The sequence below is a fragment of the Rhizomicrobium sp. genome (assembly GCF_056722145.1).
Window position 1 is genome coordinate 1 of sequence record NZ_JBWZET010000275.1, and the last position, 11,392, is coordinate 11,392.

An 11,392-nucleotide genomic window follows, 5' to 3' on the forward strand; every position below is an offset into this window, starting at 1 on the left:
TCCTTCAAAGTCGTCGGCCAGTTCCTGTTCTACCGCGTTTTCCACTATGGCGAGTTTGCCGGCTCGTTCCTGCTGCTGGCGCTGCTGGCGGCGGTGCCGTTCGTCGCCGCGCTGGCGATTTCGATGCAGCTCGCGCCGCCGCCGCTCGACGTGCCGCCTGCGGGCGCGAAGGCGCTGATGCTGGCGGGCGCCGGTGCCTTCTTCGCTCTGGCGCTCGGGGGCGCCGCGCGTCTGATCTACTGGCTCGGCGGTCTCCGGCGTTAGGGCACCGCGCGCGTCACCGCCAGCCGGCCGCGGCTGTAGAACACGGTCAGGTTCAGCCGTCTCAGCACCCCCATGCCGAGCACGAGGCGTGGCGAGCCGGGCGGGCGTCCGCCGACGGCATCGGGCACCAGCACGATGTCGGGATTTTCGATCGCCACCCCGCCGATGGTCAGGGTACGGAAGGGATGGGTGGCGAGGCCGCGCTCGCAATCGGCCCGCCGCGCCGGCTCTTCACGCAAGTCCGCACCGAACAGTTGCCGCGCCGTCTGCAGGCTGAAGTCGGAGCGCGAGGCGCCCGTATCCAGCATCGCGGGGATCGGCCGCCCGTCAAGGTTCACCATCACGACCAGATGGTGCGAGGCATCGGGCAGCAGCGGCTGCGTCGCTTCGGCCGGGCAGGCGCCGGGCGCAAACAAGGTCATGCGGGCGCGGGCGAAATCGAAGCCGACGTCGTAGCGGGCGAGAAAATCGGGCGCCAGCGTACCGGAAAGGGCATAGGGCACGCGCGCATCGGGCATGACATAGAAGGCGTCGGGCAGGCCGGGGCCGTCGATGCGAACCCATTCCGTGATCTCAAGCCCGCCATACAGCGTCACGCGGGCATCGCGGATCGGCTGCGGCGCCAGCTTCAGATCGGCAACCGTCGAGCCGGTCAGCATCGAACGCACGCCGCCGGTATCGACCAGCAGCGCCAGGTGCCGGCCGCCGAGGGCAATCGAAACCGTTGGTCCCCCATACCAATCGGGCTCAAGTGTGTAGCGCGCCACCGGGGCGCACGGCTCGGCTGCGGCCGCGACGGCGAACAAGAGGAACGCGAGGGCAGCAGCAAGGCGCATCAGTCGAGCCTCTGCAAAGCCCGTCGCGCCGCGTCGAAGGCGACGAAATCCTTGGGGCAGCGGTCCACGGCGCGGGCATAAAGCGTGCGTGCCGCGGTGCGTTCGCCGTGCGCCTGATGCCAGGTCCCGACATAGAAATCGGCTTCACAGGCGCGCCCCGGATCGTTTGCGGCGGCCTGCCAAACGGCTTGCGGCGTGGTGTGCCCGCCGAACAACGCGAGCAGCGGTCCCGGCCAATCGCCGATGGTGGTTTGCGGCGCTTCGGCGGGCAGCGGGGTGCGATCGAACGCCAGCCCGGTCACCGCCGACCACAGCCGGAAATAGGGATTGCCGGAATCGCGCGCCGCAGCGGCTTCGGCATCGTCGTGCGCCGCGCGGAAGGCGCCGCGGTTCCAATACAGCCGTGAGCGGACGAAGAAATACCCCGCCGCCGGTTTGAGCCGCACCGCCGCGTCGGCATCGTCAAGCGCCGCCGCATCGTCGCCGAGGCAGGCATCGGCTTCGGCGCGCAGCGAATAGGCATCCGCGAAATCTGGTTTCCGCGCCAGCGCTGCATCGAGGTCGCGCTTGGCACCGGCGCAATCGTTCTGGCGGAATAGGGCGCGGGCGCGGCCGAGCAGGGCTGCCGGCACATAGCTTTCGGCGAGATCGCCGGCCATAAGCGCGCGCGAGAAGTGCCCCGCCGCCACCGCCGCCGCGCCGCGATTGTTGGCGTCGATGCCGGCGCCGAATTCCTCATAGCCGCCGGCCGCCGCCGAAGCCGCGGTCCACAGCGCCAGGAGACATGCGAGCCTTGCCATGGCCGCAAAAATAATCCTGGCGCCGCGTGCCGGAGCGGTGGTGCGGTGTCACGCGTAGTCGTACGGATCGTAGGTAGCTCTGCCTATTTCAGCGCAAGGTTCCGGGCGATCATTTCGCTGCGCTGGGCGACGCATCCGGCCGAGGTCAACGGATCGGCCGGGGTGTTCACCACGTAATCGACCAGCCGTTCCACGGTCGTCGTCGCAACATGCATGCGCGTGTCGGATGAGGCGTAGTAGATAAATACCTCGCCCGCCGCGTTAACGATCCAGCCGTTGGAAAACGCCACGTTGGAGACGTCGCCGACCCGCTCGTCGCCTTCCGGGGCGATGAAGTAGCCGCTCGGCGCATGAGTGAGGCGCCAGGGCTCGTCCAGCGCGGTCATGAACATGTACAGAACATATCTAAGGCCTGCCGCGGTATTGCGCACGCCGTGGGCAAGGTTGAGCCAGCCCGCGGGCGTCTTGATCGGCGCCGGACCTTGGCCGTTCTTGATTTCCTTGATGGTGTGGTACTGCTTCTTGTCGATGACGACTTCGCTCTCGATCACCGCCGGATTCATGGTTTCGGTCAGGCCCCAGCCGATGCCGCCGCCGGAACCGACTGAAATGAAACCGTCCTGCGGGCGGGTGTAGAGCGCGTATTTGCCGTCGACGAATTCGGGATGCAGCACGACATTGCGCTGCTGGCCCGAGCGGGTGACGAGGTCGGGCAGGCGCTCCCAGGTGATGAGGTCCTTGGTCCTGACGATGCCGCACTGGGCCGTCGCCGCGCTTTCATCGTTGGGCTGCGTCCGGTCTTTGCGCTCGGTGCAGAACAGTCCGTAGATCCAGCCGTCGGCATGCTCGGTCAGGCGCATGTCATAGACGTTGGTGTCGGGCTCCTCGGTCTGCGGCAGCGTCACCGGGAAATCCCAGAAGGTGAAATTGTCGACGCCGTTGGGGCTTTCGGCGACCGCGAAAAAGCTCTTGCGGTCGTTGCCTTCCACCCGCACCACCAGCAGGTATTTGCTGTCCTTGAGGATGGCGCCGGAATTGAACGCGGCGTTGATGCCGAGCCGCTCCATCAGGAAGGGGTTGGTCTTGGGATCAAGATCGTAGCGCCAGAACACCGGCGCGTGCGCCGCCGTCAGGATCGGATTGACCCAGCGGCGATAGACGCCGTTGTGACTTTCGACCGGATGATTGGGGCGGGCGATCAGCGCCGCGTGCGCCTTGTTGAGTTCGTCGAGGCGATCGGCGAAGGGGCGGGATTCGAACATAATGCAAACCTCAATGCAGCTTGGCCGGGCACACCGGCTTGGCGTTGTGAAGGGCTGGGTGTTGGGTGAGATGGCGCGACACAGTCGCTTTGAGCGCGGCCGGGAGGTCGCCAAGTGTAACGATGCGCGGCAGGCGCATGAAGGCGCTAACCTGTTCGGGCTTGTTGCATTGCGGGCAATCGCCGTTCCAGGTCCAGTTGACGTTGAGATGGTCGCCCCACAAGAGCACATAGGCCGGATTGGTGTCGTCCAGAACCTGGGCGCCCGGCGCTTGACCGGTTTCGGTGACCGCAAACGTCGCACTGCCGCCGAGACGGGTCAGGTTCGCCCGCGCGGCCGCGAATTTCGGCGTATTGGCGTCGGTTTCGTACATGTCGGTGCCGACGATGTCGGGCTTGTGGCGGCGCGGGAAATAGCGCGCGGCATCGGGGGCGTCGCGATCGACCGACCACACCCAGATCAAATTGTCGAGTTTTTCGCGCGCCACCAACTCGTCATAGAGCGCGTCCCACAGCTCCGGCAGTGCGTCCTGCTTGCCCCACCAGAACCAGCCGCCGTTCATCTCATGATAGGGCCGGAACAGCACCACCACGCCGGCGTCGCGCAGCTTGTGCAGGGTCTTCGCCATCGCCCGCACGTCGGCCAGCCACAGCGCGTTTTCCTTGGTGCCCGGCGTCAGCACCGCCTTCAGCGTTTCGGGCGTCATCGCCTTTTTGGCGCATTCGTAATATTCGCCGCGCGGACACACTTCCACCGGATTGCGTTCGTGCCACGCCATGGTGACGAGGCCGCCGGCCGCAGTTTGCGTCACCGCCCGGTCGATCAGATAGGCGGGATAGGGCGGGTAGCTGATCGCGTTCATCAGCTCGAGCCCAAGCAGCGCCGGGCGCTTGCCGGTCTGTTCGGCGAGGCGGTCGGCCGAGGTGCATTCGATATAGACCTCGTATTCGTTGACCTGCACGCCAGCCAGCGTCTTCTTCTGCGCCGGCAGCTGGGCGACATAGGAGAGGATGGCGGATTTCTTCGCCTGGATGTCGGACGCCGGAGAGGCGTTCGCGGCGGTCACAGACGATCCGGCAAGGACACAGATCCCGGCCGCGGCGAGCCAGTTGGCCACACGAGTGCGCACGATTGTTCCCCGCGATATTTTGCTGGTTTCTTGGGTCGCGGATACTAGCTATACCAGTCAAGGGTGACAACGCTTACTACAGCGCTTACCCTTGATTCTTTTGGAAAAATCGCCTGATCGTGACCGCAAGTCGCGCCGTTTCCCGCTAAGACGCGCGGCAGGCACAACGCATGGGAGCAGATAATGTTGGCCCTTTCCGAACGCGGCAAGAAACGACTCGCGTATGGCTTCTGGCGCTATCAGGCCGATCAGGTCGATGAAGCATGTGCGATGATTGCGTTGATGCGCGAAAACGGCATCGACCATCTCGATACGGCCGATTGCTATGGCGGGGCATCGGGTTTCGGCGGTGCCGAGAAGCTGATGGGCGCGGTGCGGGCGAAGGCGCCGTCGCTGTTCCAGGGCGCGTCGGTCGCGACCAAGGCGGGTGTCGAGTTCGGCACCCCCTACAATTCGTCGGCGGCCTACCTGAAATCGGCCTGCGAGGCGTCGCTGCAGCGTATGGGCTTGGAGCGGGTCGACCTGTTCTATATTCACCGCCCCGATCTCTTGGCCCATCCCGCCGAGGTCGCCGGTGCGCTCGACGGGTTGGTGCGCGAAGGCAAGATCGCCGCTGTCGGTGTCTCGAACCACACGGTGGCAGAGGTCGAGGCGTTGACGCGCTTCCTGAAGGCGCCGCTGGTTGCCCACCAGATCGAGTTCTCGGCCGGCTATGTCGCGCCGTTGTTCGACGGCTCGCTCGATCAAGCCATGGCCAGGGACATTGCCATCGCCGCGTGGTCGCCGTTGACGCGCGGTGGTCTCGGCGAAGGTGGCCCGGCGGAGCTGGCGCCGGTCCGCGCGGCGCTGGCCAAGCTGGCGGCAAAGCATGGCGTCTCGCCGACCACGATCGCGATCGCCTTCCTCCTCACTCATCCCGCGCCGGTGACGCCGATCCTCGGCACCACCAGTGCCGCCCGCGCCCGCGAATGTATCGCCGCGCTGACCGTGACGCTCAGCCGCCGCGATTGGTACGACGTGGTGGAAGCCGCCCGCGGCGAACGCATGCCGTAACGCGCTCTCTTTCCTCCCCCGCGGCGTCCAGGCCTTGTCACTATTTCCCCGCCAGAATCTTCGCCGCCCAATCGTTGCGGCTCGGCAGCGGCGGGGTCTGCAGCATGCCGTGGGCGTCGGCCACCACCGTGATCGGCTTCAGCCAGCGTCCCGTCTCCGGCTCGTACCACAGCCAGCGATAGCGCTTGCCCGCCAGCATGCCGGTGATTTTCACCGCCGCGGCTTTGCGTTCGAAATAGGCGAGGGCGAAACGCTTGTCGGGCGTGCGCATCAGATACGCCCAGCCGTCGAGGCCGTCGGCGACCGCGTCGCGACTGGCGCGCGGGGAAAGCGCGTCGGTGGCCAGGGTCAAGCTTTGATAGCCCGCCCCTTCCGACAGCACGAAGTCGCGCAAGTGCACCATGTATCCGGCCGAGCGATACTTCAGCGCGTCCCAGATGTACGGCCGCCAGCCCGCCGCTTCGCCGGTACTCGTCACGTCGTAAGCGGCGGTGCCGTGGACATGCCCGGCCAATCCGCCCGACAGCACCGAGCCGTACATCATGGCGCGGGCGAAATAGACGTCGCGGTCGGAATCCGGCACCGGCGTTTCGTGCCCCGGTGAATTGATGCTGTGGTCCCAGCCGGTATAATACGGCTCCATGTTGGCGACCGGGATCGCCGGCGCCAGGCGGAAGCTCTCTTCCATCAGCGGATAGATGCCGTGATCGCGCGGCTTGTTGCCGACGGTGTGCATGGTGAGCCAGTCGGGCGTGCCTTCGAAGACGCGATAGGTGGAGCCGTCGATCAGCGCCGTCACCGGCTGGCCGAACGGCATGCGGCCGCGGCTTGCAAGCCATTCGTTCAGCGCCGCGGTGTATTCCGGCCCCGACAATCCGTATTGCGGCGTCACCCAATCGAGATGAATGCCGCTGAACAAGAGATTGTAGGCGCCATAGCGCGCCTGCAGATAGCCGATGAAGCGGGCATAGGATTTGTTGAAGTCGAAATAGGCTTTCCACGACGGCCCGCTGTCGCGCCGCACCGGTTCGAACATCGGGGCGAAACCGTTATCCGACAGGAATTGCATCTTGCGGTCGAGACTGCGGAAATAGGCCGGATTGAGGCGGTCGAAATCCGACAGCCCGTCGTCGGGGCGCAGCATCGCGAAGGGAACGTTGCCGGCTTCGTCCTCCATGTTCTTCGCCGTGGTGGTGGCGCCGTCGGCGGTGGTGATCTTGGCGCCCGGAGCCCAGACGCCGAATTTCTCCCAGGCATTGCGCAGTGCAACGCCCTTGGCATCGGTATATGTGGCGCCATGGGCATCGGCGGCCCAATTGGGGAAGGCGGCGATGACGCTGATCGAATTGAAGCCTTGGGCTTTGCGGTAGCCGATCGCCTGTTCGAAACTGATGCCCGGCCCAGGCACGTAATCGGCCCGCGGTGCGGCGCCCGCCATCGGCAGTCGCCAAGTGGAGGCCGCCAGCCAGGTATCGCCGACGATGAAGAACGGGGTTCCGTCCGCATACTGAAGCGCATGGCCGGCGACCCGCACGAAGCCGTGGCGATTGGGATTGGCGGCGACTTCGGCGGCCGTCCACGCCACCGCTTTCACGCCGCCGCTGCCGTTGTTGAGGCCGCCATCGTCGGGATGGTCGGAGGCGGTCGTCCAGCTCCAGTCGCCCGGCGCCGTCGCCACGAAGCGCACCCGCCAAATCCGCCCGCCGTCCCAGAAACCATAGACGCGCTTGGCGAAGCCCGGACCCTTGAGCTCGATCCACACCGTCACGTCGGCATAGGGATTGGCGTAATCCTTCGTCGCCTGAAGGACGATCTCCTGGGTTTCCCAGACGTGGGCCTCGCCGCGCTTGAGCGAAGCATGGGCCGGTCCCGCCAAGGCGAGGATCAGCACGAGCCCGGCGACGGCGAGGACCCGCCTCATGCGGTCACTGTTTCGTCAGCGTACAGATGACCTGCGCCTTGTGGCCGGCTTCGGCGCAGTTCATCACCTCGAACGGCGCGGTGGCGTCCTCGAGCGGAATGAAGGCGACAAGACCGCCGGGCTGTTCCGGGCACTTGAACTCGACGACGTGGCGCTTGGAGGCATTCTGGCGGCCGATCGAGCGCGCATCTTGCACCGTGCAGGCGATTTTGTGCTGCACCAGCGCCTGTTTCAGGGTCTCCAACGTGACCAGCGGCGCGCCGTTGTTCGACAGTTTGCAGGCGACGCCGCGGCGATAGGAATCGGGGCAGCTCTGCGCCGAAACGCTCACGGTCGAGCCGGGCAGGGGGCTGGCGATGACATAGCCGGTGCCGCCGCTGCAGGCCACTTCGGCCAGTTCGGTGTTCATCTTGGTATCGCGTCCGATCAGCCGGATCTGGGTCACCTGGCACTGCTGGCCGAGGCGGCTGAGCACCGCCCCCGCTGCGTGCTTGGCATCGGCGTTGGCTGGCAGCGCGCAGGCCGGTTGCGGCTCGCGGCCGGCGGCGACGTCGGCGGTATGGGTGGCGTCGGCGGCGAAACAGGTGAAGCCCGCCACCGGATCGGGCGCCTGATCGACCAGGAAATAGCCGATGCCGCTGGCGCACGCGGTTTCGAAAGTACGCACATGCACTTTCTTGCCGTTGATATCGGCCAGGCCGTCGGCGAGCAGCGCCGCATCGGCGACTTCGCAGGTCGGCGTCGCGCTCTGGGCGAGCGCCCTGGCATCGCGCAGGATGTCGGCTTTGCTCATCGCCTTCTTGCCGGGGGCGAGCGGTTTGCCGATATCGGGCTGGGGCTGGTTTTGCTGCTGTTGCGGCGGCGGTGTGAACGAACTGGGCGGTCCGCTCATTTGAGCCATAGCCGTCCCTGCCAACGCAATGCCTGCTGCCACAATCGCCAAACGCTTCATGGTCCACTCCCGCCGGAACTTTGTGGCGTCACAATATCCGAGCCGGCGCCCGCACCCAAACACCACGCTGCCGCGGGCAGCGGAACCATACTGCTTCCGGACCGTTCCCCTGGGCAGTCGCTAAGCGGGAATTTGTCTGATGAACGGTATCATTTATCTGGTCGGTCTGGTCGTGGTCATCGTCGCCATCCTGTCGTTTTTCGGGCTGCGCTGATGAGTGCTACAGCAACGCCGCCGGTCGGGGACGGCACCCAGCCGTTCGTGCAGTGGTCGAGCGTGGTGGCAGGCGCCATCGCGGCGGCCGGGATATCGTTTACCCTGTTGGCGTTTGGCGCCGGTATCGGCCTGTCGGTGGTGTCCACCGCGCCGACGTGGCGTGATTCGAGCGCCTGGTTATGGATTCTGTCCGGACTGTTCCTGATTCTGGTGGCGCTGTGCGCCTTCGGTTTCGGCGGATATATCGCTGGGCGTATGCGGCCCGCGTTCCGCACGCCGACCGTGCACGAGAGCGAGTTCCGCGACGGCGTTCACGGGATCGTGACCTGGGGACTTGCCATCCTGATTACGGCGATGGTGGGGTTGGCAGGAGCGGCAGCGGTGACACCCTTGATGGCGCCGTCCGGCGGCACCATGGGTCCGGGCGCCTCCACCGCCGGCGAGAACATCATCGCCTCGGAACTTGACGAGCTGTTCCGCTCCACCCGCAACGTCCAGGACGCGAACGTGTTGGCGGCGCGGCGGGCGGAAGCGGCGCGCATCCTGCTCAAGAGCAATGGCCACACCGGCATCAGCTCCGATGAGCGCAATTATCTGGCGCAAATGGTCTACGACCGCACCGGCCTGTCGAGCGATGGCGCCGCGGCGCGCGTCGAACGGGTGATCGGCGCCTCGGCGCAGGAGCTGCATCGTGCTCGCGTCGCGGCGGTGTTGCAGGCCTTCATGATCGCGGCCGGATTGCTGCTCGGCGCGGCGGTCGGCTGGTATGCCGCGGTGGAAGGCGGACGCGATCGCCAGCGCGGCGGATTGCCGGCGTGGGATTGGCGCTTCGGCACGCCGCGGGGCGCTCCCAGGACACGCTGATGTGATAGGGTCCGCCCCTGTCGAGTCACGGGGGCGGCCATGCTGCGGATTGTGGGTTTTCTGGCCTCCTTGGTTTTGCTCACGCTCTCCGCCCAGGCCGAGGAACCGCTGGCGGTCGCTGCCAAGGTCGCCGGCTGGCAATTGGCCCACATCGGCAAGCCGATTCCCGCCCAGCGCCCCGAAACCTACCAATTGAACGGCTGGGTGATGGGGGCGTTCTACATCGGCCTCACCACCTTGGCCGAGCACGACAGCAAATACGCGCCGCCCGTCCTCACCATCGGAATCGCCGCAGACTGGCAGCTTGGTCCGCGCCCGTTTCATGCCGACGATTACGTCGTCGCCCAGACCTGGATCTGGACCTATGAGCACATCCGCGATCCCAAGATGATCGCGCCGGTGCGCGCCCGCTTCGATGCCATCATGGCGGCGGCGCCGAGCGGCAGTCTTGATTTCACCGAGCCCGCGCCGGGCATGGAGGCGGCGTGCCAGCCACGCTGGTGTTGGTCCGATGCCTTGTTCATGGGGCCTCCGGGCTGGTTCGAGCTGTCGCGCGCCACCGGCGATGCCAAATACGCCGCCTATGCCGATAAGGAATATTGGGCGACGGTCGACAAGCTCTACAGCCGCGGCGATCACCTGTTCTATCGCGACACTCGCTTCATCGGCCGCAAGGGACCGCATGGCGAACAGATTTTCTGGTCGCGCGGCAACGGCTGGGTTTATGCCGGTCTGGCGCGCATTCTTTCTTTCCTGCCGGAAAACGCACCCGAGCGGCCGCGCTATGTCGCGCTGTTCCGCGAAATGAGCGCCAAGCTGGTCAGCTTGCAGAAGCCTGACGGGACGTGGCCGGTGTCGCTGCTCGGCCCCGGCGAGGACACGCCGCCGGAAACCTCGGGCACTGGTTTCTTCACCTTCGGGCTGGCGTATGGCGTCGCGCACGGCCTGCTGCCCGAGCCGCATTATCGCGCCGCGGCGGAGAAGGGCTGGGGCGCACTTGCCCGCGCGGTGGCGCCTGACGGCAAACTCGGCTGGGTCCAGCCGATCGGCGCCGCCCCCGATGCCGTCACCCGCGAAGACACTGCCCCCTTCGGCGTCGGCGCCTTCCTGCTCGCCGCCTCGGCCGTCAGCGACATGCGGAAATAACTTTCTGCCCCCGCGGGCGCTTCGATCTTTGCGCCCGCACTCAGACCGTGGGGGAAGTCCGTGCGAAGCACGGGAAGGGGGCTCACCCCGCCAGCATCTTCGGATCGATCGGCAGCGAGCGCACGCGCTTTCCCGTCGCCGCGAAGATCGCGTTGGTGAGCGCCGGGATCACCGCCGGCATCGCCGGTTCGCCGAGCCCAGTCGGATCGTTGTCGCTGGTGACGAAGGCGACCTCCACCGGCGGCACTTGGTGCATCATCAGCGGGGCGTGGCCGTCGAAATTGGTTTCCACCGTGCGCCCGTTTTCGAATGTGATCTTCTGGTTCAGCGCATGCGCCAGCCCGTCGAGGATGCCGCCTTGCGCCTGGTTTTCGGCGCCCATCGGATTGACGATCTGGCGGCCGACATCGATCGCCGCCCACACGTTATGGATCGTGATGGTGCCGTCCTGGGCAACGCTGGCTTCCACCGCTTCGGCGGCATAGCCCAAATGGCAGAACGCAAAGGCGATGCCGAGGCCGGTGCGCGCCGGCAGCTTGCGGCCCCAGCCCGACATCTCGCGCACTTTCGCCAGCACGCCCAGCGTCCGCGCGGTGGAGAATTCCTCCGGCTTGACGCGCCGCGTTTCCGGCGGCCCGAGCAGGGTGAGCGCGAAATCCAGCGGGTCCTTGCCGGCAGCATGGGCGAGTTCGTCGAGCGTCGAATGGAACACCCAGACAAGCGCATTCTCGCCCGGCGCCCGCAACGGTCCCATCGGGATGCCGGTCTGGATCAGCGAGGTGCCGAACGACAGATTGGGGATGCGCCCCGCCGGATAGGAGGCGGGATCGAGCCCGGCGCAGCTCGCGAACTTTTTATCTTTGCCGAAACTGACGAAGGCGTGCTTCCAGGCGACGATCTTGCCGGACTGATCGAGGCCGGCATTGATCTTGTGCCAGCCGCCGGGGCG

Annotated in this window: 11 protein-coding genes; 4 read left to right on the plus strand and 7 right to left on the minus strand. The window is 66.3% G+C overall.

The window, feature by feature from the left end:
- A partial coding sequence (locus AC1P6P_RS14445; RefSeq protein WP_481403142.1) for a hypothetical protein occupies positions 1-264 on the plus strand: 264 nt, incomplete at its 5' end.
- On the opposite strand, the gene AC1P6P_RS14450 is transcribed toward AC1P6P_RS14445, so the two are convergent.
- From AC1P6P_RS14450 to AC1P6P_RS14465, 4 genes are all read right to left on the minus strand, one after another.
- Positions 261-1,100, minus strand: coding sequence for an aspartyl protease family protein (locus tag AC1P6P_RS14450; RefSeq protein ID WP_481403143.1), 840 nt, complete (start codon positions 1,098-1,100; stop codon positions 261-263). The genes AC1P6P_RS14445 and AC1P6P_RS14450 overlap by 4 nt on opposite strands.
- Positions 1,100-1,900 (minus strand): hypothetical protein, encoded by an 801-nt coding sequence (locus tag AC1P6P_RS14455; RefSeq protein WP_481403144.1) that lies wholly within the window; start codon positions 1,898-1,900, stop codon positions 1,100-1,102. Before AC1P6P_RS14455 ends, AC1P6P_RS14450 begins: the two co-directional genes overlap by 1 nt.
- An 83-nt stretch (positions 1,901-1,983) precedes the next feature.
- On the minus strand, positions 1,984-3,162 hold the full coding sequence (locus AC1P6P_RS14460) for a glycoside hydrolase family 130 protein (protein ID WP_481403145.1): 1,179 nt from the start codon (positions 3,160-3,162) through the stop codon (positions 1,984-1,986).
- 10 nt (positions 3,163-3,172) lie between these two features.
- Positions 3,173-4,291, minus strand: coding sequence for a glycosyl hydrolase (locus AC1P6P_RS14465; RefSeq protein WP_481403146.1), 1,119 nt, complete (start codon positions 4,289-4,291; stop codon positions 3,173-3,175).
- 183 nt (positions 4,292-4,474) lie between these two features.
- On the opposite strand from AC1P6P_RS14465, the gene AC1P6P_RS14470 reads away from it, so the two are divergent.
- Positions 4,475-5,344 carry an aldo/keto reductase gene (locus tag AC1P6P_RS14470; protein ID WP_481403147.1) on the plus strand — a complete coding sequence of 290 codons (870 nt, stop codon included), beginning with the start codon at positions 4,475-4,477 and terminating at the stop codon, positions 5,342-5,344.
- Between the two features lie 40 nt (positions 5,345-5,384).
- Here AC1P6P_RS14470 and AC1P6P_RS14475 read toward each other — a convergent pair whose 3' ends face one another.
- Positions 5,385-7,265 (minus strand): apiosidase-like domain-containing protein, encoded by a 1,881-nt coding sequence (locus AC1P6P_RS14475; RefSeq protein WP_481403148.1) that lies wholly within the window; start codon positions 7,263-7,265, stop codon positions 5,385-5,387.
- 4 nt (positions 7,266-7,269) lie between these two features.
- Positions 7,270-8,157, minus strand: a complete 888-nt coding sequence (locus tag AC1P6P_RS14480) for a hypothetical protein (RefSeq protein ID WP_481403149.1) — start codon at positions 8,155-8,157, stop codon at positions 7,270-7,272.
- Between the two features lie 273 nt (positions 8,158-8,430).
- Between AC1P6P_RS14480 and AC1P6P_RS14485 the strand changes: the two genes are divergently transcribed.
- Together AC1P6P_RS14485 and AC1P6P_RS14490 are read left to right on the plus strand one after the other, a co-directional pair.
- Positions 8,431-9,297, plus strand: a complete 867-nt coding sequence (locus AC1P6P_RS14485; RefSeq protein WP_481403150.1) for a hypothetical protein — start codon at positions 8,431-8,433, stop codon at positions 9,295-9,297.
- Between the two features lie 39 nt (positions 9,298-9,336).
- The gene (locus AC1P6P_RS14490; RefSeq protein WP_481403151.1) at positions 9,337-10,443 is read left to right on the plus strand and encodes a glycoside hydrolase family 88/105 protein; all 1,107 of its coding nucleotides are present in this window, start codon (positions 9,337-9,339) and stop codon (positions 10,441-10,443) included.
- 82 nt (positions 10,444-10,525) lie between these two features.
- Here AC1P6P_RS14490 and AC1P6P_RS14495 read toward each other — a convergent pair.
- The coding region (locus AC1P6P_RS14495) for a molybdopterin cofactor-binding domain-containing protein (protein WP_481403152.1) at positions 10,526-11,392 on the minus strand (867 nt) is incomplete at its 5' end.

What these genes read in the sequence shown, in the direction of transcription:
- AC1P6P_RS14450 (WP_481403143.1), bottom strand. Translation starts at nt 1,100, where the DNA reads ATGCGCCTTGCTGCTGCCCTCGCGTTCCTCTTGTTCGCCGTCGCGGCC.
- AC1P6P_RS14455 (WP_481403144.1), bottom strand. Translation starts at nt 1,900, where the DNA reads ATGGCAAGGCTCGCATGTCTCCTGGCGCTGTGGACCGCGGCTTCGGCG.
- AC1P6P_RS14460 (WP_481403145.1), bottom strand. Translation starts at nt 3,162, where the DNA reads ATGTTCGAATCCCGCCCCTTCGCCGATCGCCTCGACGAACTCAACAAG.
- AC1P6P_RS14470 (WP_481403147.1), top strand. Translation starts at nt 4,475, where the DNA reads ATGTTGGCCCTTTCCGAACGCGGCAAGAAACGACTCGCGTATGGCTTC.
- AC1P6P_RS14475 (WP_481403148.1), bottom strand. Translation starts at nt 7,265, where the DNA reads ATGAGGCGGGTCCTCGCCGTCGCCGGGCTCGTGCTGATCCTCGCCTTG.
- AC1P6P_RS14480 (WP_481403149.1), bottom strand. Translation starts at nt 8,157, where the DNA reads ATGAGCGGACCGCCCAGTTCGTTCACACCGCCGCCGCAACAGCAGCAA.
- AC1P6P_RS14485 (WP_481403150.1), top strand. Translation starts at nt 8,431, where the DNA reads ATGAGTGCTACAGCAACGCCGCCGGTCGGGGACGGCACCCAGCCGTTC.
- AC1P6P_RS14490 (WP_481403151.1), top strand. Translation starts at nt 9,337, where the DNA reads ATGCTGCGGATTGTGGGTTTTCTGGCCTCCTTGGTTTTGCTCACGCTC.